General features: G+C 66.9%; 15 protein-coding genes and 1 pseudogene. 8 read left to right on the top strand and 8 right to left on the bottom strand.

Features of this window, described 5'->3' with window-relative positions; genetic code table 11:
- The 6 genes and pseudogenes from RLN94_RS17780 to RLN94_RS17805 form a co-directional block, all read right to left on the bottom strand.
- A partial coding sequence (locus RLN94_RS17780) for an adenosylhomocysteinase (protein WP_350127394.1) occupies window positions 1-215 on the bottom strand: 215 nt, incomplete at its 3' end.
- 31 nt (window positions 216-246) lie between these two features.
- Window positions 247-1437 carry a methionine adenosyltransferase gene (gene metK, locus RLN94_RS17785; protein WP_350127397.1) on the bottom strand — a complete coding sequence of 397 codons (1191 nt, stop codon included), beginning with the start codon at window positions 1435-1437 and terminating at the stop codon, window positions 247-249.
- A gap of 66 nt (window positions 1438-1503) precedes the next feature.
- Window positions 1504-5240 (bottom strand): annotated as a pseudogene (gene metH / locus RLN94_RS17790) (methionine synthase).
- Between the two features lie 15 nt (window positions 5241-5255).
- The gene (gene metF, locus RLN94_RS17795) at window positions 5256-6128 is read right to left on the bottom strand and encodes a methylenetetrahydrofolate reductase [NAD(P)H] (protein WP_350127400.1); all 873 of its coding nucleotides are present in this window, start codon (window positions 6126-6128) and stop codon (window positions 5256-5258) included.
- A gap of 86 nt (window positions 6129-6214) precedes the next feature.
- Complete coding sequence (locus tag RLN94_RS17800; RefSeq protein ID WP_350127403.1) at window positions 6215-7906, bottom strand: glycine/sarcosine N-methyltransferase; 1692 nt, start codon at window positions 7904-7906, stop codon at window positions 6215-6217.
- A 502-nt stretch (window positions 7907-8408) separates the two neighbouring features.
- Window positions 8409-9113 (bottom strand): GntR family transcriptional regulator, encoded by a 705-nt coding sequence (locus tag RLN94_RS17805; RefSeq protein WP_350127406.1) that lies wholly within the window; start codon window positions 9111-9113, stop codon window positions 8409-8411.
- A gap of 249 nt (window positions 9114-9362) precedes the next feature.
- Between RLN94_RS17805 and RLN94_RS17810 the strand changes: the two genes are divergently transcribed.
- From RLN94_RS17810 to RLN94_RS17825, 4 genes are all read left to right on the top strand, one after another.
- Window positions 9363-10907 carry an ABC transporter substrate-binding protein gene (locus RLN94_RS17810; RefSeq protein WP_350127409.1) on the top strand — a complete coding sequence of 515 codons (1545 nt, stop codon included), beginning with the start codon at window positions 9363-9365 and terminating at the stop codon, window positions 10905-10907.
- Between the two features lie 88 nt (window positions 10908-10995).
- Window positions 10996-11961: an ABC transporter permease gene (locus tag RLN94_RS17815; RefSeq protein ID WP_350127412.1), complete on the top strand. Its 966-nt coding sequence runs from the start codon at window positions 10996-10998 to the stop codon at window positions 11959-11961.
- Window positions 11962-11971: 10 nt separating this feature from the next.
- Complete coding sequence (locus tag RLN94_RS17820; RefSeq protein WP_350127415.1) at window positions 11972-12811, top strand: ABC transporter permease; 840 nt, start codon at window positions 11972-11974, stop codon at window positions 12809-12811.
- 2 nt (window positions 12812-12813) lie between these two features.
- Window positions 12814-14436 (top strand): ABC transporter ATP-binding protein, encoded by a 1623-nt coding sequence (locus RLN94_RS17825; protein ID WP_350127418.1) that lies wholly within the window; start codon window positions 12814-12816, stop codon window positions 14434-14436.
- A 233-nt stretch (window positions 14437-14669) separates the two neighbouring features.
- Here the strand turns inward: RLN94_RS17825 and RLN94_RS17830 are convergent, their stop codons facing one another.
- The gene (locus RLN94_RS17830; protein WP_350127421.1) at window positions 14670-15293 is read right to left on the bottom strand and encodes a TetR/AcrR family transcriptional regulator; all 624 of its coding nucleotides are present in this window, start codon (window positions 15291-15293) and stop codon (window positions 14670-14672) included.
- Window positions 15294-15373: 80 nt separating this feature from the next.
- On the opposite strand from RLN94_RS17830, the gene RLN94_RS17835 reads away from it, so the two are divergent.
- Both RLN94_RS17835 and RLN94_RS17840 read left to right on the top strand, forming a co-directional pair.
- Complete coding sequence (locus tag RLN94_RS17835; RefSeq protein ID WP_350127424.1) at window positions 15374-16903, top strand: 4-hydroxyphenylacetate 3-hydroxylase family protein; 1530 nt, start codon at window positions 15374-15376, stop codon at window positions 16901-16903.
- Window positions 16904-16908: 5 nt separating this feature from the next.
- Entirely contained in the window at window positions 16909-18585 is a 1677-nt protein-coding gene (locus tag RLN94_RS17840; protein ID WP_350127427.1) for an acyl-CoA dehydrogenase family protein, read from the top strand.
- A gap of 3 nt (window positions 18586-18588) precedes the next feature.
- On the opposite strand, the gene RLN94_RS17845 is transcribed toward RLN94_RS17840, so the two are convergent.
- The gene (locus RLN94_RS17845; RefSeq protein ID WP_350127430.1) at window positions 18589-19983 is read right to left on the bottom strand and encodes a hypothetical protein; all 1395 of its coding nucleotides are present in this window, start codon (window positions 19981-19983) and stop codon (window positions 18589-18591) included.
- A 244-nt stretch (window positions 19984-20227) separates the two neighbouring features.
- Between RLN94_RS17845 and RLN94_RS17850 the strand changes: the two genes are divergently transcribed.
- Window positions 20228-21334 (top strand): efflux RND transporter periplasmic adaptor subunit, encoded by a 1107-nt coding sequence (locus RLN94_RS17850; protein ID WP_350127433.1) that lies wholly within the window; start codon window positions 20228-20230, stop codon window positions 21332-21334.
- The gene (locus RLN94_RS17855; protein ID WP_350169364.1) at window positions 21331-24405 is read left to right on the top strand and encodes an efflux RND transporter permease subunit; all 3075 of its coding nucleotides are present in this window, start codon (window positions 21331-21333) and stop codon (window positions 24403-24405) included. The genes RLN94_RS17850 and RLN94_RS17855 overlap by 4 nt, the downstream gene beginning before the upstream one ends.

The raw sequence follows: 24405 nt of genomic DNA on the forward strand, positions 1-24405 counted from the left end.
AGCGTCTCGATCAGGCAGGCGGTCTGGATCGTCATGTGCAGCGACCCGGCGATCCGCGCCCCTTTGAGCGGCTTGGCCTCGCCGTATTCCTCGCGCAGGGCCATCAGCCCCGGCATCTCCGTCTCGGCGATGTCCAGCTCCCGCCGGCCAAAGCCGGCGAGGTTGATGTCGCGGATTGCGCTGTCTTCGGGTGCAAAGCTTTCCGGCTTGTTCATGTCCCGTGTCCTTTCTATCTGTCCTGTTCCGTCACTCGGCCGCGGCAGAGGCGCCAAACGTGCGCGCCAGCTCGTCGGCCAGATCGGTGCGTTCCCAGCTGAACCTGCCGTCATCGGCCGGCACGCGCCCGAAATGGCCATAGGCCGCGGTGCGGGCATAGATCGGCTTCAGCAGGTCGAGGTGATCGCGAATGCCGCGCGGGGTCAGGCGCACCATCTCCCGCAGCATCGCGGCCAGCTTGGTCTCGTCCACCCGGCCGGTGCCCAGCGTGTCAACATAGACGGCCACCGGTTCCGGCACGCCGATCGCATAGGCGAGCTGGATCTGGCACTTGTCGGCCAGCCCCGCCGCCACGACGTTCTTGGCCATGTAGCGCGAGATATAGGCCGCCGAACGGTCGACCTTCGTCGGGTCCTTGCCCGAGAACGCCCCGCCGCCATGCGGTGCCGCGCCGCCATAGGTGTCGACGATGATCTTGCGGCCCGTCAGACCCGCGTCGCCATCCGGCCCGCCGATCACGAAATTGCCCGTCGGGTTGACGATGATCTTGTCCTGCGACGGCAGGCTCCAGCCCTCTTCCTTGAAGCAGTCGGTGATGTAAGGCTCCACCAGCTTGCGCACGTCATCCTGGCTCAGGCCTTCGGCGTGCTGGGTCGAGACGACGACCGTATCGATCCCCACCGGCTTGCCGTTCTGGTACTTCAGCGTCACCTGGCTCTTGGCATCCGGCCCGAAATTCGGCTGCTTGCCGGATTTCCGGTCCTCGGCCATCGTGCGCAGGATCTTGTGGGCGAACTGAATGGGCGCCGGCATCAGCTCTTCGGTCTCGTTGCAGGCATAGCCGAACATGATGCCCTGGTCGCCGGCACCTTCCTCGCCCTTGTCGCCTTCGTCGACGCCCATGGCGATATCGGCCGATTGCGCGTGCAGGCGGCAGACGATCTCGGCGTCCTTCCACGAAAACCCGTGCTGCTCGTACCCGATATCCTTGATCGCATCCCGCGCGATCTGCTCGACATCCTTCAGCACGCTTTCCGGGCCGCGCACTTCGCCGGCGATGGTCACGTGGTCCGTGGTGGCCAGCGTCTCGCAGGCCACGCGCGATTGCGGATCGGCGGCGAGATAGGCATCGAGCACCGCGTCCGAGATCCGGTCGCAAACCTTGTCAGGGTGCCCTTCAGACACCGACTCGGAGGTGAAAAGCCATGACTTGTCGCTCATAATCGTTCCTTTCTCCACTGTCGTGGGGTTGGGTCGCTTTTGGCAAAAACCGTATTTTTGCGGGGGTCAGGCGATCTTTCGATCGGCCGATGACTTGTCGGGCGTGTAGGACAGGCTGGGTTGCAGCCACGCCTCCACCTCGGCAATCTTCATGCCCTTGCGCTCGGCGTAATCGGCCACCTGGTCGGGGCCGATGCGGCCGATCCCGAAATAGGCCGAGTCCGGGTGGGCGAAATACAGCCCCGACACCGCCGAGGCCGGCCACATCGCGCAGCTTTCGGTCAGCGTGACGCCGGTATGCTCGGGCGCGTTCAGCAGGTCGAACAGCGTGCGCTTCTCGGTGTGGTCCGGGTTCGCCGGATAGCCGGGCGCCGGGCGGATGCCGCGATACTGCTCGGAAATCAGCGCCTCGTTATCCAGCCCCTCGTCCGAGGCATAGCCCCACAGGCTGCGCCGCACGCGGGCATGCAGCGCCTCGGCGAAGGCCTCGGCAATCCGGTCGCCCAGCGCCTGCACCATGATCGAGTCGTAATCGTTGCCCTCGGCCTTCAGCCGGTCGGCAATGTCATGCACCTCCGGCCCGGCGGTGACGGTGAAGGCGCCGACCCAGTCGTCGGTGCCCTCGGGCGCCACGAAATCGGCCAGGCACATCTGCGGGCGGCCGTTCGACTTGCTGCGCTGCTGGCGCAGCTGCGGCATCCGGGCGCTCACGGTCTTGCGGCTCTCGTCGGCCCAGACCACGATATCGTCGCCCTGCGCGTTGGCAGGCCACAGGCCCACAACGCCCCGCGGGCTGAACCAGTCTTCCTTCTCGATCCGGTCGAGCATCTTCTGCGCGTTGTCATACAGCTCGCGCGCCGCGGGCCCCTTGTCGGGATCCTCGAAGATCTTCGGGAACTTGCCCTTCATCTCCCAGGTGTTGAAGAACGGCGTCCAGTCGATGAACTCCCGCAGCTTGGCGATGCCCATGTCGTCGATCACCGTCAGGCCCGGCGTCTGCGGCGCGGGCGGGGTGTAATCCTCCCATCCGCCGTCGAACTTCTCCTTCCGCGCCTCGGCCAGCGGGGCGGTCGGGCGGTCGCCCTGCCCCTTCATGCCGTCGCGCAGCTTCTCCTGCTCCTCGACGACGCCGGCCAGATACTCGGGCCGCGCCGTCTTGGACAGCAGGCGCGACACCACGCCCACGGCCTTCGACGCATCGTCGACATGGATCACCCCGTGCTCATATTCCGGCGCGATCTTCAGCGCGGTGTGCTTCTTCGAGGTGGTCGCGCCGCCAATGAGCAGCGGCAGGTCCAGCCCCTGCCGCTTCATCTCGGCGGCCACGTCGACCATCCGGTCAAGCGACGGCGTGATCAGCCCGGAAAGCCCGATGATATCGGCCTTCTCCTTCTTGGCCGCCTCGAGGATATCCTCGGCCGGCACCATCACGCCAAGGTCGACCACGTCGTAATTGTTGCACTGCAACACGACGCCCACGATGTTCTTGCCGATATCGTGCACGTCGCCCTTCACCGTGGCCATGATGACCTTGCCCTTGGCCGAGGTATCGCCCGACTTGCGCTTCTCCTCTTCCATGAAGGGCAGAAGATGCGCCACCGCGGCCTTCATCACCCGGGCCGATTTCACCACCTGCGGCAGGAACATCTTGCCGTCGCCGAAGAGGTCGCCGACCACGTTCATCCCGTCCATCAGCGGCCCCTCGATCACGTCGAGCGGCTTCTCGGCGCGCTGCCGGCATTCCTCGGTGTCGTCGATCACGTAATCGGTGATGCCATGCACCAGCGCGTGCTCAAGCCGTTTCTCGACCTCCTGCTCGCGCCATTTCGGGTCTTCCTTCTTCGACGCCTCGCCCGAGCCCTTGTACTTGTCGGCAATCTCGAGCAGGCGCTCGGTCGCGTCGTCGCGCCGGTTCAGCAGCACATCCTCGACCCGCTCGCGCAGCTCCTCGGGAATGTCGTCATAGACGGTGATCTGCCCGGCATTGACGATCCCCATGTTCATGCCCAGCGGGATCGCGTGGTACAGGAACGCCGAATGCATCGCCTCGCGCACGGCATTGTTGCCGCGGAAGCTGAACGACACGTTCGACAGCCCGCCCGAGACATGGCAATGCGGCATCGCCTCCTTGATCATCCGGGTCGCCTCGAAAAAGGCGTTGGCGTAGTCGTTGTGCTCCTCGATCCCCGTCGCCACGGCAAAGATGTTGGGATCGAAGATGATATCCCACGGCTCGAACCCCGCCTTTTCCACCAGCAGGTCATGCGACCGCTTGCAGATCTCGAACTTGTGCTGCGCCGTCTCGGCCTGCCCGTTCTCGTCGAAGGCCATCACCACCACGGCGGCGCCATAGCGGCGCACGGTGCGGGCCTGTTCGAGGAACGCGTCCTCGCCCTCCTTGAGCGAGATGGAGTTGACCACGGCCCGCCCCTGCACGCATTTCAGCCCGGCCTCGATCACCTCGAATTTGGAACTGTCGATCATCACCGGCACGCGGCTGATATCGGGCTCCGAGGCGATCAGGTTCAGGAAGGTCTTCATTGCCTCTTCCGAGTCGAGCAGCCCCTCGTCCATGTTCACGTCGATGATCTGCGCACCGTTCTCGACCTGCTGGCGCGCCACGTCGAGCGCGGTGGCATAATCGCCGTCCATGATCAGGTTCTTGAACTTGGCCGAGCCCGTCACATTGGTCCGCTCGCCGATATTGATGAAGCTGGAAACGCCTGTACTCATGCCGCGCCCTCCTTGGTGGCCGCGCCCTGTGCCTCGAACATCTCCAGCCCGCTCAGGCGCATCCGGCGCACCTTCTGCGGTATCTTGCGCGGGCTCTTGCCCTCGACCGCCTGCGCGATGGCGCGGATATGCTCTGGCGTGGTGCCACAGCAGCCGCCGACGATATTGACCAGCCCCGACCGGGCCCACTCTTCCAGGTGCTCGGCGGTCTCCTCCGGCGTCTCGTCATAGCCGCCCATCTCGTTGGGCAGGCCGGCGTTGGGATAGGCACTGACCCGCGTGTCGGCCACCTCCGACAGCGTCCGCACGTGCTGGCGCATCTCGCCCGCGCCCAGCGCACAGTTGAGCCCGATGGAAAACGGCCGCGCATGGCTCATCGAGACCCAGAACGCCTCGGGCGTCTGGCCGGTCAGCGTCCGGCCAGACCGGTCGGTGATCGTGCCGGAAATCATCAGCGGCGGAATGGTCAGCCCCTCGTCCGACAGGCTGTCGATGGCAAAAAGCGCGGCCTTGGCGTTGAGCGTGTCGAAGATCGTCTCGATCAGCAGCAGGTCGGCGCCCGCCTCGATCAGCGCCCGCGCCGCCTCGCCATACGCCCTGGCCAGATCATCGAACGTCACACCACGAAAACCGGGGTCGTTCACGTCCGGCGAAATGCTGGCGGTCTGGTTGGTCGGCCCGATGGCCCCCGCCACCCAGCGGGGTTTCTCGGGCGTCGCCACCGCGTCCGCCGCCTCGCGCGCCAGCTTCACCGACTCGACATTCATCTCGACCACCAGGTCGGTCATGTCGTAATCCGCCTGGCTGATCGCGTTGGCCCCGAAGGTGTTGGTGCCAAGGATATCGGCGCCGGTTTCCAGGAATTCCTCGTGGATCTTGCGGATCATGTCCGGCTGCGTCAGCGTCAGCAGCTCGTTGTTGCCGCCCACGTCGCTGGGATGATCCTTGAACCGCTCCCCGCGATAGGTCGCCTCGTCGGGTTTTCCCTGCTGGATCATCGTGCCCATGGCCCCGTCCAGCACAAGGATACGGTCCTCGATCGCGGCTCTTATGTCGTTGGTGTTGGTCATGCGTCCTTCAATCCTTCAAGCGGCGTCTTCCGCAGGTATATCTGGTGTCAGCCCCAATGTCCTGCAAACGGCCAGGGTCACCTTGGGCTGGTTCAGCGTGTAGAAGTGGAACTCCCTCACGCCTTCGTCGATCAGGCGGCGGCATTGCTCGGCGGCCACGCCGGTGGCCACCATGGCGCGGGTCTCGGGCGCATCGTCCAGCCCGTCGAACATCTGGCCCAGCCAGTCGGGGATCGACGCGCCGCACCCTTCCGAGAACCGCTTCAGCCCGGCAAAGTTCGACACCGGCATGATCCCCGGCACGATCGGCGCCTCGATACCGGCCGCCCGGGCGCGGTCGATGAACCGCAGCACCGTGTCGGTATCGAAGGCATATTGCGTGATCGCCCGTGCCGCGCCGTTGTCGATCTTGCGCTTGAGATGGTCAAGGTCGCCCTTCGCATCACGCGCCTCCGGATGCACCTCCGGATAGGCCGCGACGGAAATGTCGAAATCCCCCACCCGGCGCAGCGCCCCGACCAGCTCGGCGGCATCGCGATAGCCGTCCTCGGGCACCGTCTCGCCATCCGGCAGGTCCCCGCGCAGGGCGACGATCTTGCGGATACCGCTCTCCCAGAACCCCTCGGCCTGCCGGTCGATCTCGGCCCGGCTGGCGCCGACGCAGGTGAAATGATGCGCAACGGGAAGGCCCGTCCGGTTCGCCACCATCTCGACCATGCGCGCGGTGCGGTCGCGGGTCGTGCCACCAGCACCGTATGTGACCGAGAAATACTTCGGATCGGCCGCGCTCAGCTGCGTCACGGTATCCCGAAGGCGGGCCACGCCGGCCTCGGTCTTCGGGGGGAAAAGTTCGAAGGATATCGACAGATCGTCGGACATTCCTGTCATGTGCGGGGTCTCCATCTCGGGGACCGGGAAGGAAGAAATCGGGGGGCGGCGGGGGTGCCATTACACCCCCGCCCCGTCAGGTCAGGTCAGTGCCGCACCGGCTTGCGGAACTGCTGGATGCCCCAGGCGAGATGCCCGTCATCCGCAGCCTTGACCCAGTTCTGCAGACCCGTCGCCATCTTGTCGAGATACTCGGCCGAACAGCCTTTCTCGCGAAGCTGGTCGTAATGGGCCAGAAGCTCCTCGCGGACCCGATCGTAATGCGCCCGCAGGTCGGCGACCGCCTCTTCCTGCTTGACCGTCTCGAAGCCCAGCTTCTCGGCCGTCTCGCGATAGAAGGCGGGCGAGCCGAGGCTGTTGAGCTGAAGCCGGTCATAGACGGGCTGCAACACGCCCTCGGGCACGTCGTCGGCCTGCATCGGGTCGGTGAAGATCAGGTGCCCGCCGGGCTTGAGCACGCGGAACGCCTCGGCCAGGACCTGGTCGCGCTGGTCCGAATGCAGGAACGCATCCTGGCTCCAGACCACGTCGACACTGTCATCGGCCTCGGGCACATCCTCGAACACGCCGTGGCGGATGCCGATCTTGCCGGCCAGCCGCGCCGCCCGGACCTTGCCGAGATTGTACTCGTTCTGCGTCTCGGAAATGTTCAGGCAGACGGCCTCGCACCCGGTCTTCTTCACCAGTTGCCGCATCGCCCCGCCATAGCCGGCCCCGAGGTCCAGCACCCGCGAGCCCGATTTCAGCTCCGGCAGCGCCTCGATCATCGCGTCGATCGACAGGTCGCTCGCCTCGCGGATGTTCTTGGTCGTCTCGTACCGCCCGATATGCAGGTCCTCGCCACCCCAGATGGTGGAATAGAACGTGTCGGCATCGTCGCTGTCGTAATAGGTCTCGGTGATATCGCGGATATCGGCCTCCCCATCGGCCCCGTTGCCGCCCCAACGCGCCACGTGCTCGGCCGATTTCTCAGCGACGTGGATGAAGAAATCGGGCTCCTCCTCGGCATAGGTCTCCTGGAAATCGCCATAGGTGCGCACCCGCTCGAACCCGGCTTCCCGGAACAGGCGGCGCATGTAATCCTTGCGGATCGGGCACAGGTTCAGCGTGTAGGACGCCCCGTCGGGGAAGTCGTAACGCATCCGGCACAGCCCCTCGTCGATATGCTCGGGCTCGGCGCTGACGTCGTCGCCGCAGTAATAGTACTTGTGCTTGCTCGAGAACCCGTGGTCGAGCATGTGGTCGTAATTCCGCTGGTCGAGGATCAGCACCCCGTCATGCTTCAGCGCCGCATAGAACTCGGCCAGCGCGCGGCGCCGGTCCTGTTCCTTGTGCAGGTGGGTGAAGGAATTCCCGAGGCAGATGATCGCGTCGTACTTGCCGTGAATGTCCCGGTTCAGCCAGCGCCAGTCGGCCTGCGAGGTCTTCAGGATCAGGCCCCGGCTCTGGCCGTTCTCGAAGGCCTTGGCGACCATCGCCGCATTGCCGTCCGAGGCGGTCACGTCGAACCCGGCCTCGGTCAGACGGACCGAGTGGAAGCCGGTCCCGCACGCCACGTCCAGCACCCGCTCCTTGCCGCGGGCCTTGAGGATGTCGATGAAGAACTGGCCCTCGCTCTGCGCGCGGCCGTCCCAGTCGATCAGCTCGTCCCACTTGTCGACGAACGGGGTGACGTATTCCTTCCGATAGTGCCCGGTCTCACGATCCGCCAGCGGGTCCTTGCTGTAGGCCTGTTGGGTCATGGTCAGTTCGGCATTTTCGGCGAGGTCGCTGGTCATGTGTTTCTCTCCGCTATCTGGACGGCGCGCGCCCCGAGGCGGGCGCTCGTGAGCCTCCCGCGATCCGCAATGCGGAACACGGAAGCGTCGCCATCAGTGTCGTTGTTTTCGCCCCGCACCTCTGGTCGGATGCAAGGCTTTTCAGCCCGCGCGGCCGGCGTCACACGCCTTGCCGCCGAGGGTCGGGATGCTTTCCTTGTCGAAGCATTTCAGGTCCCGACTCGATGTGCCTAGAGTTATCACCGGCAAGGTACGACTATTCAAGGTTTGTATGCGACTTTTTCATGAAGTTTGGTACTTTGGCGCACAAACCATTCTTCTTGCCCAATAATCCATCTGCGCAAATTGACAGCAGATACCGATCAACACACCTCAAGGTTGTGACTCTATCCTATATCACAACCTCTATATGCAAATCACCAAGCTAAATATCACCCCGACCTGACGCTGCGGCAGCCGACCGGCACCGCTTCCCGGCCATCGGCCACCGCTACCCCGCCCGTCAGCGCTTCGCGGGCTCCTCGGCCTCCAGCTTGCGGAACCGGCCCACCACCGTCTCCCGCGCCACGCCGATATGATAGTCCAGCGCCGCGCGCGCCTCGTCCTCGTCGCCCGACAGAAGCGCATCGATGATCAGGTAATGGTTCCGCGCCACCAGCCCCGGCTCGTCGAACACCGTCTCGATCATCGCCGTACAAGCCTGGATTTCCGAGGCCAGCTTGTCGAACGCCGCAAGGAACCGCTTGTTGCCGCTGCTCTCCACGATCAGCCGGTGAAACTGCAGGTCGACCCCGATCTGCAGGATCAGCTGGTTCTCCTCGGACATGCCCACCATGTCCTCGATCTGGGCCCGAAGCCGGTCGATGATGCCGGCCACCTTCCCCTCGCGCACCACGCGCGCCGCGGCCTCGCGTTCGATGCACAGCCGCAGCTCGTAAAGCGAATCGATATCCTCGGCGTCGATCGTCCGGACAAAGAACCCCCGGTTCGCATGCGACACCAGAAGCCCCGTGCTTTCCAGCAGCCGCGCCGCCTCGCGCACCGGGGCGCGGCTGACACCGACCTCCTTGGCGATGACCGATTCCGCCACCCTGTCCCCCGGCTTGAGCTTGCCCGACACGATCGCATCGGTCAGCATTCTCGCGATCTGCTGCGACAGCGCATCGCGCGCAAGCGGCTGGAAGAGGCGTTCGGACCTGGATGTCATGGCCTCAAACTAGCCGCCGGATTGTCGGTTGTCGACAATTTAGCTTGACTCGACGCAGGCCAGCCGATGAAGTTGCCCCATGGTGGCCGGCCGGGGGAACCCTGTCCGGCCACGTGACAACCTGCGCCGCAGACCGGACAAAACCGGCAGGGCGCGCAAGGACGAACGAAGCGGGGCCGGCGCACACCATCGGCGCCTGGCACTGGCCGGACGAACCGGCACCCGCGAAACCAACTCAGGGAGCCACAGATGAAGAAACTACTCACAGCCTCGATCCTGGGCCTCGGGCTGGCCATGCCCGCCGCCGCACAGGATTCGGGCGGCCGTCTCGACATCGTCGTACAGCCCGAGCCGCCCAGCCTGATGCTGGGCCTCGTCCAGAACGGCCCGACCCAGCTTGTCGCGGGCGACATCTACGAAAGCCTGCTGCGCTACAACACCGATCTCGAGCCGCAGCCGTCGCTCGCCAAGTCGTGGGAAGCCTCGGACGACGGGCTCACCTACACGTTCAAGCTGCATGACGGCGTGACATGGCATGACGGCGAGCCCTTCACCGCAGAAGACGTGGTCTTCTCCGTCGACACTTTCCTGCGCGAAACCCATGCCCGCCTGCGCGTGAGCCTCGAACATGTCGAGTCGGTCACCGCGCCCGACGACACCACCGTCGTCTTCAAGCTGAAGAACCCGTTCGGGCCCTTCATGGGCGTCTTCGAGGTCGGCACCATGCCGATCGTGCCCAAGCACATCTACGAAGGCACCGATTTCGCGAACAACCCGGCCAACAACACGCCCATCGGCACCGGCCCCTTCAAGTTCGAGGAATGGGAAAAGGGCAGCTACATCCACCTGGTGAAGAACGAGGATTACTACCTCGACGGCCAGCCCTACCTGGATGAAGTCTACTACCGCGTCATTCCCGACGCCGCCTCGCGCGCCGTGGCCTTCGAGAACGGCGAGGTCGATGTCCTCCCCGGCGGCTCGATCGAGAACTGGGACGTCAAGCGCCTGACCGAGATGGAGGGCGTCTGCTCGACCGGCAAGGGCTGGGAATACTTCGCCCCCCACGCCATGGCCTGGATGAACAACCGCGAGGGCCCGACCTCTGACAAGCTGTTCCGCAAGGCGGTCATGTACGCGATGGACCGGAACTTCGTGAAGGACGTGATCTGGAACGGCTTCGGCACCGTCGCCACCAGCCCCGTGTCGTCCAAGACCAACTTCTACACCGACGACACGATCATGTACGACCACAACCCCGAGAAGGCGAAAGAGCTGCTCGAGGAAATGGGCTATGACGGCGAAACCGTCCGCATCCTGCCCCTGCCCTACGGCGAAACCTGGCAGCGCTGGGCCGAGGCGATGAAGCAGAACCTCGAAGAGGTCGGCATCAATGTCGAGATGGTCGCCACCGACGTGGCCGGCTGGAACCAGAAACAGGCCGAGTGGGACTTCGACATCGCCTTCACCTACCTCTACCAGTACGGTGATCCGGCGCTCGGCGTGGCCCGCAGCTACCTGTCCTCGAACATCGCCAAGGGCAGCCCGTGGAACAACGTCGCCGGCTACGAGAACCCGGAAATCGACGAGATGTTCGCCGAGGCCGCCGTCGCCCCCAGCGCCGAAGAGCGTCAGGAGATCTACACCGAGATCCAGAAACAGCTCGTCGACGACGTGCCCGTGGCCTGGCTGCTCGAGATCGAGTTCCCGACGATCTACCGCTGCGAGGTGCAGGATCTCGTGACCACCGCGATCGGCGTCAATGACGGCCTGCGCGACGCGTGGATCGAGCAATAACTCCGAAAAGATCGCGGCCGGCCCCACCTCTCGCGGGCCGGCCGCTTTCGGCGACCGACGTCCTCAACAAACCGGGTAGCCTGATCTCATGACACTTGCCGCCGCCATCCTCGGGCGCCTTGCCAAGGCGGCGATCACGCTCCTGCTGATCGTCATCCTGAACTTCTTCCTGATCCACGCCGCCCCCGGCGACCCGGCCATGGTGATGGCGGGCGAGGCGGGCGCCGCCGACGAACAGTTCATCCAGCAGCTTCGCGAACAGTTCGGCCTCGATCAGCCCCTCTACGTCCAGTTCTGGAACTACGTCTCTGGCGTCCTCCAGCTCGACCTCGGCTATTCCTACCGCCAGCAGATGCCGGTCCTCGACCTGATCCTCGACCGCCTGCCCGCGACCCTGCTGCTCACGCTGACCGCCTTCTTCATGTCGCTCCTTCTCGGCATCGCCTTCGGCCTCGCCGCCGCCGCGCGCCAGGGCCGGATGGGCGACACCGCCATCACCTCGATGGCACTTCTCTTCTACGCCACGCCGCTCTTCTGGGTGGCGCTGATGGCGGTGGTGCTCTTCTCGGTCAAGCTCGGCTGGTTCCCCGCCTTCGGCTACGAGACCGTGGGCGCCGGCTATACCGGCCTCGACCTGGTGCTCGACCGGCTCAAGCACCTGTTCCTGCCCGCCCTCACGCTGGGCCTCTTCTTCATGGCCGTCTACCTGCGCATGACCCGCTCCTCGGTGCTCGAGGTCAGCCAGATGGATTTCGTCAAGACCGCCCGCGCCAAGGGCCTCGGCGAAGGCACGATCCGCCGCCGCCACATCCTGCGCAACGCGCTGCTGCCGGTGGTCACGCTCGCCGGCCTTCAGGCCGGCCAGCTTGTCGGCGGCGCCGTCCTGACCGAGACGGTCTTCGCCTGGCCCGGCATCGGCCGGCTCATGTTCGAAAGCCTCACCGCCCGCGACTACAACACCCTTCTCGGCGTGTTCCTCGTCTCGGCGGCCATGGTCATCGCCTTCAACATCATCACCGATATCGTCTATCGGCTGATCGACCCGCGGATATGAGGAGCCAGCCATGATCGACTTCCTCAAACGCTTCTCCCGCAACCGCGGCGCGCTCTTCGGGATGATCATCCTGATCGTGGTGATCCTGCTCGCCATCTTCGCGCCGCTGATCTACCCCGACAGTCCGTGGAAGATGGTCCAGCGCCCCTTCCTGCCGCCCTTCTCCACCGACGGCCTGCCGCTCGGCACCGACACGCTGGGCCGCGACGTGGCCGCCGGGCTGGTCCACGGCGCCCGCGTCTCGCTCATCGTCGGGCTGGTCTCGACCCTCGTGGCCCTGCTGATCGGCGTGCCGCTCGGCGCCTTCGCGGGCTTCTATGGCGGGCTGGTGGATGACGGCGCCATGCGCTTTACCGAGTTCTTCCAGACCATCCCCAACTTCGCGCTCGCCATCGTGCTCGTCGCGATCATGGAACCGACGCTCCCCACCATCACGCTCGCCATCGCCATCGTCAGCTGGCCCCCCGTTGCCCGCCTCGTGCGGGCCGAGGTGCTGAGTTTGCGAAAACGCGAATTCGTCGATGCCGCGCGTCTGGCGGGCCTGTCGAACATCCGCATCCTCTTCGGCCACGTCCTGCCCAACGCCATGTCGCCGATCATCGTCATGGCCTCCCTCATGGTCGCCACCGCCATCCTGCTGGAAAGCTCGCTCTCCTTCCTCGGCCTCGGTGACCCGAACATCATGAGCTGGGGCTACATGATCGGCGCCGCCCGCACCGTGATCCGCACCGCATGGTGGCTCAGCTTCATCCCCGGCGTCGCCATCCTGCTGACGGTGCTGTCGCTCAACCTCATCGGCGAGGGGCTCAACGACGCCCTGAACCCCCGGCTGGCACGGAAGGGGCGCTGATCATGACCACCCCCGTTCTCGCCATCCGCGACCTTGCGATCTCGCTCCCCCGGGGCGCCGACCGTGAATTCGCCGTCCAGAACATCGACTTCGACCTGAACTCCGGCGAAATCCTCTGCGTCGTGGGCGAATCCGGCTCGGGCAAGTCGATGACCGCCAACGCGCTCATGGGCCTCCTGCCCGACCAGGTCGAGGTCGCCAAGGGCTCCGCCGAGTTCGAGGGCCGCGACCTGCTCGCCCTCCCCGACAACGAGCGCCGCAAGCTGCGCGGCGCCCGCATCGGCATGATCTTCCAGGAGCCGATGACGGCCCTCAACCCGCTCATGCGCATCGGCGACCAGATCGCCGAGGTGTTCGAGGCCCACAACCTCCACACCACCTCCGAACGCCGCCAAAAGGCGCTGGCGCTGATCCGCGAGGTCGGCCTCCCCGACCCCGAGAAGATCATCCGCGCCTACCCGTTCCAGCTCTCAGGCGGCCAGCGCCAGCGCGCCATGATCGCCATGGCCCTCGCCCTCGACCCCGCGATCCTCATCGCCGACGAGCCCACCACCGCGCTCGACGTCACCACGCAGGCCCAGATCCTCGACCTGATCAAGTCGATCCAGTCGAAACACGGCATGGCGGTGATGTTCATCACCCACGATTTCGGCGTCGTCGCGGAAATCGCCGACCGGGTGATCGTCATGCGCTACGGCGAGATCGTCGAACAGGGCGCGGCCAGCGAGGTGCTGGAAAACCCGCAGCACAGCTACACGAAGGCCCTGCTCGAGGCGATCCCGTCGGACCACGTGCCCGAACCCACGCCCATCACCGAGCAACCGGTGCTCGAGGTCCGCAACCTCCGCAAGACCTTCGTCACCTCCGGCGGCCTCTTCAAACCCAAGCGCAGCGTGACGGCGATCGACGACATCTCCTTCACCATCGCCAAGGGCGAGGTGCTGGGCATCGTCGGCGAATCCGGCTCGGGCAAATCCACCGTCGGCCGCGCCATCGTCCGGCTGGTCGAGGCCGACAGCGGCGAGATCATCCTCGACGGCAAGGACATGAACTCGCTCACGACCGAGGAACTCCGATCCGCCCGCCGCCGCGTCCAGATGATCTTCCAGGATCCCTACGCCTCGCTCAACCCGCGCAAGAAGATCCTGCACGCCCTCTCCGAAGGGCCCATCGTGCAGGGCGTGGCGAAGGAAAAGGCCCACGCCCGCGCCCGCGAATTGCTGGAGATCGTCGAGCTCGACGCCGGCGCCGCCGACCGCTACCCGCACGAGTTTTCCGGCGGCCAGCGCCAACGCATCGGCATCGCCCGCGCGCTGGCCATGGACCCCGACCTGATCATCGCCGACGAGGCGGTCTCCGCCCTCGACGTCTCGATCCAGGCGCAGGTGCTCGAACTGCTGCGCGACCTGCAGACCCGCCTGCACCTGTCGCTGATGTTCATCACCCACGACATGCGCGTCGCGGCCCAGCTCTGCGACCGGGTGGCGGTGATGCAGAAGGGCCAGCTGGTCGAGATCGGCCCGGTCGCCGAGGTCTTCCTGCGCCCGCAGAAGGACTACACCCGCACCCTCCTCGCCGCCGTGCCGGGGACAGACTGGCAGATCGGCAACGCGAAGACGGGCTAAGGCCCGCCCCGCCGGTGCGGAGCCGCGCATCGACGGGCCGTGGTACGGCGAACCGACGGTCGTAGCTGCCACTTTATCCCTGCCAAGCACATCCAACCCACGAGCGTGGCACTCCATTTGCCAAATCGCCGTGCCGTCGGTACGGCCCGGCGATGCGCGGCGGGCTAAAGCCCTTGGTTCCGCGCAGGCGCTTGCCGGATATGTCCGTAGTAGGCCCGGTAAAGCCCCCGACTCTACCCCGCCCGCAACACCGCCACCTGCTGCTCCACATACTGCCCCATCAGCGCCTCCGCCGAGGCGCCGAACATCCGGATCCGCCCGGTGTGCAGCAACAAAAGCAAGCCCGTGGCATGGGCGAAGATATTCACCATCGACAGCCCCGCCGCCTCCTCCCCCGCGCCCATATCCCGCGCCGCCGCCGCCAGCGGCCGCAACGCCCCCTCCAGCGCCGCGTTCAGCTCGCGGTCGGTGTCTCGGTCCAGCCCGGCGGGCTTCATGCCCCCGCGAAACAGGTAGAACCCCAGGTCCAGCTCGCTCGGGTTCGCCGCGTAATACCCGAAGAACCCCATCCCAGCCGCGCGAAACCGCGCCTCCGCCGTGTCGGCCCCGTCCACCGCCGCTGCAACGCTCTCGCCCAATGAGTGCAAGGATGTGCGCAACAACTCTGCATAAATCGCTTCTTTCGACGCAAAATGGAAATACAGCGCCGCCGGCGTATACCCCGCCTTGGTCGCAATCGCCCGCAGGCTCGCCTTCTCCAGCCCGTCCTCGGCAAATGCCTCCCGCGCCGCGTCGAGGATGATCTGCCGCTTGCTCTCCGCCAGCCGCCTCTGCCGCGCCGCCTTCCGATCCTCCACCGGGCACCCTCCAATTCGAACACTTGACGCAAAATCTAACAGTGTTTAATTTTCGCCGCAACCCACGGGAGGACCACCACATGCTCATGACCGCCGAAGCCTACCGCGACTCCCTTCGCGCCTATTCTCCCCGCGTCTTCATCGACGGTGACCGCATCGACAGCGTCGCCGACGAACCCCGCCTCGCCCCCGGCATCAACGGCGTCGGCATCACCTACGATTTCGCCCACCGGCCCGAGTCCGAACGCCTGCTCACCGCCACCCAGTCGACCAGCGGCAAAACCGTCAACCGCATGCTCCACATCAACGAGAGTAGCGACGACCTCCTGCAAAAGCTCGAAGCCGTCCGACTTGTCTGCAAGGTCTCCGGCTGCGCCCAGCGCTACCTCAGCCACGACGCGCTGAACGGCATCTACCAGGCCACCCACCGCACCGATGCCACCCACGGCACCGACTATGCACAACGCTTCATGGCCTACCTGCATGACGTGCAGGACCGCGACCTCACCCTCGGCGTCGCCATGACCGACGCCAAGGGCGACCGCTCCAAACGCCCCGGCCAACAGGCGAACCCCGATGTCTATGTCCACATCAAGGAACGCCGCCCCGACGGCATCGTCATCCGCGGCACCAAGGCCATCGTCACCGGCGCGCCCTACATGCACGAATTCCTCGTCATGCCCTGCCGCACCCACACGGCGGACGACGCCGATTATGCCGTCTGCTGCGCCGTCCCCGTCGATGCCGAGGGCGTGACCATCGTCGCCAAACCCGCCGGCCGCCCGGGCGAGGCCGCGGCCAAGTTCTCCGCCCGCTACGGCCAGTCCACCGGCGTGGTGATCTTCGACGACGTCTTCGTCCCACATGACCGCGTTTTCCTTGCCGGCGAGACGACCGAGGGCGGCTTCCTCACCACCTCCTACGCCACCCACCACCGCCATTCCTGCATCGGCGCGCGGGCAGGCTTCGGCGACCTGCTGATCGGCGCCGGCGCCATGATGGTTGACGCCAACGGCCTCGATGTCGACCGCCACGCCCATATCCGCGACGCGATGGTCGACCTCATCACCATCACCGAAAGCTTCTACGCCTGCGGCGTCGCGGCCTGCGTTTATTGCGAGGCTGACCCCGCCGGCTCGGTCATGCCCGACGCCGTCTTCTCCAACATCGGCAAGCTGCTGCTCGCCACCAAGATCTACGACATGCACCGCGTCGCCCACTACGTCTCCGGCGGCCTGATCGTCGCCCTGCCGGGGCCGGATGAGGATCACAACCCCGAAACCCGCGCCGACCTCACCGCCGTCCTCGGCGGCCGCCCCGACATCCCGGCGGAACGGCGCATGGAAATCTCCCGCATGATCGAAGACCTCACCGTCTCCAATCAAGGCAACTGGTACTCCGTCATCTCGCTGCACGGCGGCGGCTCGCCCGAGGCCATGAAGCGCGAGATCTGGCGCAACTACCCCGTCGCCGAACGGCAGGAGCTGGTCTCCGACCTGATGGACCGCGGCGTTCTGGCCGAGGGCCGCAAGGTCTCCCGCCAGCCCGGCCGCTGCTGCGCCACCGGCTGCCAGCCGCCCGAGAAAATCTCCACCGAAGCCGCGGAATAACCCCCATGCCCGATACCTTCACAACCCACGAGGTCCGCAACCAGGCCCGCCCCGCCACCGGATTCAACGCCTTCACCGGCGACGCCGTCCTGCGCGAGGCCATCGCCCGCGAGGCGCCGTGGGCCGCCGACAAATGCGCCGCCCTCGGCGCCATGGCGGGCGACGAGCATGTGCAGGAACTGGCCCACCTCGCCAATCGCCATTCGCCCGAGCTGAAAACCCACGACCGCTTCGGCAACCGCATCGACTGGGTCGAGTTCCACCAAAGCTGGCACGACCTCATGGCGCTCGCCTGGAAGCACGAGGTGCCCAACCTCACATGGCGCACCAACCAGAAGAACGGCCACTACGCCCGCGCCGTCCTCTCCTACGTCTGGAACCAGGTCGAACAGGGCACCGGCTGCCCCACCGGCATGGCCTATGCCGCCTATGCCGGGTTCGAGGCCGAACCGGCCCTCGGCATCTGGGCGGAAAAGGTCAAGGGCACCGAGTACGAGTTCAGCCGCCGCGAAGTGGCCGACAAACCCTCCGTCGTCATCGGCTACGGCATGACCGAGAAACAGGGCGGCTCCGACCTGCGCGAAACCCAGACCACGGCCCGCTTCCTCCATACCGAAGACTACCACGGCAAACCCGCCCACTGGTACGAACTCACCGGCCACAAGTGGTTCTGCTCCGTCCCCCAATCCGACGGCTTCTTCACGCTGGCCAAGGTCGATGGCGGCGTGACCTGCTTCTTCCTGCCACGCACCCTGCCCGACGGAAGCTACAACCGCTTCAACATCCAGCGGCTCAAGGACAAGGCCGGCAACCGCTCCAACGCCTCCTCCGAAGTCGAATACAACGGCACCCTCGCCATCCGCGTGGGCGAGGAGGGCAAGGGCATCCGCGAGATCCTCTCCCACTCCCACCTCACCCGGCTCGACTTCGCCATAGGCTCGGCGGGGCTCATGCGCCAGATGCTGACGCTCGCCATGACCCACACCTCCACCCGCACCGCCTTCGGCACCTCCATCGCCGACCGGCCGATGATGACCAGCGTGCTGGCCGACATGGCGGTCGAGGTCGAGACCTGCACCCTCATGGCGCTCCGCGTCGCCAAGGCCACCGACCGGCTGGAGGACGACGCGCATGACCGCCTCCTCGCCCGGCTCGCCACGCCCGCGGCCAAGTATTTCAACTGCTCCCGCGTGCCCGCCATCGCCAACGAGGCGCTGCAATGCCACGGCGGCAACGGCTTCATCGAGGAAAACCCGATGGCCCGCCTCTACCGCGAGGCGCCGCTTAACTCGATCTGGGAAGGCACCGCCAACATGATGTGCATGGACGTCCGCCGCGCCATGCTGAAAGACTCCGCCACCCTCGACGCCCTGCATGACGAGGTTTCCCCGCTCAAGGGCAGCGATGACCGCTTCGACGCCATGATCCGCCACACCGACAGCCTGATCGACGCGGCCCGCGAAGACGAGTTCTACGCCCGCCCCATGACCGAGGCCGTGGCCCGCCTCCTGCAGGGCGCCGAGCTTCTCCGCGCCAGCACGCAGGAGGTCGCGGATACTTTCCTCGCCACCCGCACCCCCGGCACGCCGGGCACATGGGGCGCGCATTTCGGCACCCTCGCCCGGCCGGTGACGCAGGCCACCGCGAGAACCATCATGGACAGGGCCATGGTCACCACCTGACCCTCAGCCCAGCACCAGCCCGTAAAGCAACACCCAGCCCGTCAGGATCGCGGTCGCGACGAGGAAATACACCCCGTTCCAGCGCAGCCCCACATGGGTCGCGCTGACCCCGCCGAACGAGCCGATCAGCAGCGTGGTCGCGGTGAAGGGCGAGGTCGCCCCGCTCATCGCCCAGCCCGCGGTGATCGCCGCCACCATCGCACTCGGCGCGATCCCCAGCGCCTCGGGGCTGGGAAACAGCGGCGAGATCAGCGTCACCGCCAAAATCGGGTTCATGCCCACCTGCCCCAGCGCCGGCACGATCCAGACAAGGATCGCCAGCACCGCCCATGTCGGCAGGGCCTCCGGCGCGAACCCCAGCGAGACCAGCAGCGGCTGCAGCACCGGCGCGCCCACCGTGCCGATATACCCCGCCATCATCAGCAGCACGATCTCGCCCCGGTAGCCCGGCAGCTCGCCCGTCACATACCCCCGCGCCCGCCCGCGCAGGCTGCCCTCCCGGCCCAGCCCGATCCGCTGGATCACCGCCCAGACCGCGGCGATCGCCGGCACCACCACCATCACCACGCCCACCACCCGGATACCGGTCAGGAAATGCGCCCCCGAGATGGCGCAGGCCAGCAGGACCAAAAGGAACACCAGCGGCAGCATCAGGCTCCACGATCCCTCCACCTCCCGCTTCGGCGGCGGCCGCCCCAGCCGCGGCTTGAAGATCGCGTCCATCGCCCAGCCGGTCATGGTGATGATCACCGCCGTGCCCAACCCCGGCAGCACCGCCCCGGCCCATGTGGCACCGGGGATCAGCGCGATGGTGATGGCCAGCGAAAACGCCAGCGGTGACCACGGCAGCGAGGCGATGAACCCCCGCTGGATCGCCAGCAGCATCCGCCGCGTCCGGTGGCCCCGGACCACCGGGTCGGCCTCCGCCCGCGCCGCATTCGACGCGAGGCTCCCCAGAAGCGAGATCGAGCCGTAATTGATCAGCAGCGCGAAAAGATGCCCGCCCACCGTCAGCGCCCCGTAGCGCCGCCCCGGCGGCTGCGCCGCAAGGAACGCCCCGCCCTTCCGCAGCGCGGGCGAGGTCTCGGCCACGTTCCGCAAGCTCGACAGCGCCACGAAGAACGACGCGACGAACGCCGCCTTCTCCAGCCCTCGCCGCGCCTGACCCAGCCAGTCCTCCCCGGCCAGCGCCAGCCACAGCGTCAGCGCAAGTCCCACAAGGATGAACGCCTTCCGAGTCAGCCGGACATTCACCCCCAGAAGCCCCAGCACCGCCAGCGTCAGCCCCTCGACGATCCCCCCCGGCACCCCCGCGCCCCATTCCCTCGCCGCGAACAGCGCCGTCAGCACGATCAGCAGCCCGGCGGCGGCACGGTCGATGAAAGCGTTCGGGGGCATCAGGCTCCGGGAAATCGCGAAACGGGCATGACCCGCTTTAATCCCCCCGCCCGGCATCGCCAAGGGCCCGGCGCAACATTGGCACACTCTGCCGCAAAAACGGGCATCCGCGCCGATCCGCCCCCGCGCGCCTCGGCCAGGCGCCGCCTTCGTGCTATGCTCCCCCCGCCGGCCGCTCCCGGAACGTGACGGGGCGGCATTTCGGGCTAGGTCCAGCCCAAACCCACGCCGCAGGGAACCGCCGTTGAGGAAAACCGCCTTCTGGAAACAAGCGCTCGTCTCCGCCGTGCTCATCGGCGGCGCCGTGCTGGCGTGGCAGAACCGGGACGCGCTGCGCACCCTCTGGGCCACCGGCACCGCCCCCGACCAGAGGCAGACCGCCGAAGCCCAGGGCCCCGGCACGCCCGTCATCGTCGCCGATGTCCGCTTCGTGCAGGACGACCTCGCCTTCTCCGCCATCGGCACCGGCTTCGCCCTGCGCTCCGTCACCCTCCGCGCCCCCTCCTCGGGCGAGGTCACGGCGCTGGAAATCGCACCCGGCGCCAAGTTCGCCGCCGGCGACACGCTGATGCAGCTCGACGACACCGACGAACGCCTCGCCGTCGCGCTGGCCGAGGCCCGCCTCTCCCGCGCCACCTCCGAACGCGACCGCTACCAGGCGCTGCAGGATACCGGCGCCGCCGCCACCGCCCGCTTCGAACAGGCCCAGACCGATTTCAAGGTCGCGAAGATCGAGCTGGATCAGGCCCGCGCCGACCTTGCCCGCCGCACCCTGCGTGCCCCCTTCGACGGCGTCACCGGCCTTGCCTCGGTGGAAACCGGCGACCGGATCGCCACGGATGAAACCGTCTCCAGCTTCGACGACCGCAGCCGCATCCTCGTCGAGTTCGACCTCCCCGAGGCACTCCTTGGCCGCGTCGAGATCGGCCAGACCGTCACCGCGACCACACCGGCGGTCGAAGACCGCAGCTTCGACGGCGAGATCACCGCCATCGACAGCCGCGTCGACGTCGCCACCCGCACCGCCCGCATCCGCGCCGCCATCGACAACGCCGCCGACGTCCTCCGCCCCGGCGCCTCGTTCAGCCTCCGCATCGACCTGCCCGGCAAGACCTACCCGGCCGTCCCGGAACTCGCCCTGCAATTCTCCCGCGGAGAGCTCAACCTCTGGCGTGTCTCGGGCGGCACCGCCGAACAGGTCACCGTCCGTCTCGTCCGCCGCCGCGAGGGGCTGGTCCTCGTCGACGGCCCCCTCGCCGAGGGCGATCACATCGTCGTCGAGGGCACCCAGCGCCTGCGCGAAGGCGCCGCCGTCAACGTGCTCAACACCGCCACGGATGGCAGCTCATGACGCCCGGCGGCCGCGGCCTTTCCGACATCAGCGTCCGCCGCCCCTACCTCGCCGCGGTGATGAGCCTCTTGATCATGATCGCCGGCATCGGCGCCCTCTGGGGCATCGAGGTGCGCGAGCTGCCGGATGTCGACCGCCCCATCGTCTCGGTCCGCGCCAACTACCCCGGCGCCTCCCCCACCACCATGGATGCCGAGGTGGCCTCGCTGGTCGAAGGCGCGGTGGCCCGCGTCGCCGGGGTCGAATCCGTCCGCACCTCCTCGGAAGAGGGGAATTTCCGCATGCGGGTGGAATTCAGCCCCTCCCGCGACCTCGCCAACGCCTCCAACGACGTGCGCGAAGCCGTCAGCCGGGTGGAAAACCGCCTCCCCGACGGGGTCGAGGACCTCTTCGTCGTCAAGTCCGAGGAAGACGCCGACCCGGTGCTCGACGTCACCGTCTGGAGCAACGAACGCTCCATCGACGAGCTCACCCAGCTTGTCGAGGACGCCATCGCGACCGAGTTCACCGCCGTCGACGGCGTGGCCGAGGTGGTGCTCTTCGGCGACCGCCAGAAGGTGCTCCGCGTCGAGGTCAAACCCGACCGCCTCGCCGCCTTCGGCCTGTCGATCGGCGAGGTGGCCGACACGCTCGACTCGGCCCAGTTTGACGTCCCCGTCGGAAGCTTCGCCTCCGGCCCGCTCGAGGTGCTGGTCCGCGCCGACGCCACCGTCGCCGACCCCCGGCGCATCGAGGACCTGATGCTGCGCGAGGGCGTCCGCCTCGGCGACGTGGCCGATGTCTATTTCGGCCTTGCCACCCCCGACAGCGTCGCCCGCCTCAACGGCCGCCTCGTCGTCAGCCTCGGCATCGTCCGGCAGGCGCAATCCAACACCGTGCGCATCTCCGACGAGGTCAACCGCGCCATCGACCGGCTCGAAACCCGCTTCCCCGACCTCGGGTTTCAGGTCACCAGCGACGACGCCGTCTTCATCCGCGGCGCCATCACCGAGGTACTCAAGACGCTGGCCGCCGCCTTCTGCATCGTCATCGCGGTGATCTGGATCTTCTTCGGCCGCTTCACCGCCACGCTCATCCCCGCCGTCGCCATCCCCATCGCCCTCGTCGGCTCCGTCGCCGGCATCTGGCTGATGGGCTTCTCCATCAACCTCATCACCCTTCTCGCCCTCGTCCTCGCCACCGGCCTCGTGGTCGACGACGCCATCGTCGTGACCGAGAACATCCAGCGCCGCCGGCAAGAAGGCATGGGGCCAAAGGCCGCCGCCGTCCTCGGCGCCGGGCAGGTCTTCTTCGCCGTCATCGCCACCACCCTCACCCTCGTCGCCGTCTTCGTGCCGATCTCCTTCCTGCCCAGCGACGCCGGGCGGCTTTTCACCGAGTTCGGCTTCGCGCTCGCCATCACCGTCATCATCTCCACCTTCGTGGCGCTCACCATGTGCCCGATGCTGGCCTCCCTCTCCGACAGCCTCGGCCGCTCCGGCGGGCTTTTCACCGGGCTGGGCCGCCGGCTGATGGCGCTCTACTCCGCCATGATCGGCCCGATGATCCGCGCGCCCCTCGTCACCATCGTCGGCGCCGGCGTCCTCGCCGCCGGCGCCGCCCTCTTCTACGGCGAACTGGGGGAAGAGCTGGTCCCGCCGGAAGACCGTGGCATGGTCTCCGTCTGGCTCCAAGGGCCGGATGGCGCGGGGCTCGACTATACCGACCGGCAGGTCGTGAAAGTGGAAGAAATGCTGCGCCCATTTGTGGATAACGGCGTCGCCGAGGGCCTTTATTCGATAACCGGCCGCTACGACCTCAACCGCGGCAGCATCGGCGTCCGCCTGATCCCGTGGTCCGAACGCACCACCACCCAGGCCGAGATCGAGGATGCCCTCCGCGACCAGCTCGACAACCTGCCCGGCGCCGATTCCCGCATCCGCAGCGGCAACAGCCTCGGCCTGCGCGGCGGCTCGGGCGGCGGGCTCAGCATCGCTTTGACCGGCCCGAACTACCCCGACATCGCCGCCGCCGCCGACACCTTCGCCCGCGACCTGGCCGAGGTCACCGGCCTCTCCGGCATCCGCGTGCAGTACCAGGCCACCCAGCCCCAGCTGTCCATCAGCGTCGACCGCGACCGCGCCTCCGACCTGCGCGTGCCGATCTCCACCCTCTCCGGCACCCTCCGCGCGCTGATCGACGAAGACGAGATTTCCGAGCTCACCATAGATGACGAGGCCGTGCCGATCCTGCTGCAATCCGCCGCCGGCGCGGTGCGCGACCCGGCCGACCTGATGAACCTCTATGTTCGCGCCGACACCGGCGATCTCGTCCCCCTCAACCAGATCGTCTCGCTCACAGAGGAAGGCGTCGCCGCAGAGCTCGACCGCCACGCCCAGCGCCGCGCCATCGAGATCGACGCCTCCGTCGCCCCCGAGGTCACCCTGCGCGAAGTGATCGACGACGTGCGCGCCCTGTCACAGGACCGCCTGCCCGACGGCATCGGCCTGATCTTCCTCGGCGAGGCCGCCTCGCTCGACGAAACCTCCACCGCCATGACCGCCACCTACATCATCGCGCTGCTGGTGGTCTTCCTCGTCCTCTTGGCCCAGTTCGAAAGCCTCACCAGCGCCCTCGTCGTCATGACAACCGTCCCCTTCGGCGTCTGCGCGGCGATCTACGCCATGCTCCTTACCGGCACCACGATCAACATCTACAGCCAGATCGGCGTGCTCATGCTCATCGGGGTGATGGCCAAGAACGGCATCCTTCTGGTCGAGTTCGCCAACCAGCTCCGCGATCAGGGCCGCTCGGTCCCCGACGCCGCCTACGAGGCCGCGCTGGCCCGCCTGCGGCCCATCGCCATGACGCTGATCTGTACCGTGATGTCCGGCCTGCCCCTCATCCTCGGCACCGGCCCGGGGGCCGAGGCGCGCGCCTCGATCGGCTGGGTCATCGTCGGCGGGCTTGGCATGGCCGCCATCTTCACGCTCTTCCTGACCCCCGCCGCCTACGCGCTGGTCTCCAGCACCACCCGCTCCCGCGCCTCCAGCGCGCAGGCGCTGGAGGAAGAGCTGCGCGCCGCCGAATAG

It is taken from the genome of Roseovarius sp. (assembly GCF_040223625.1).
Classification (GTDB): Bacteria; Pseudomonadota; Alphaproteobacteria; order Rhodobacterales; family Rhodobacteraceae; genus Roseovarius.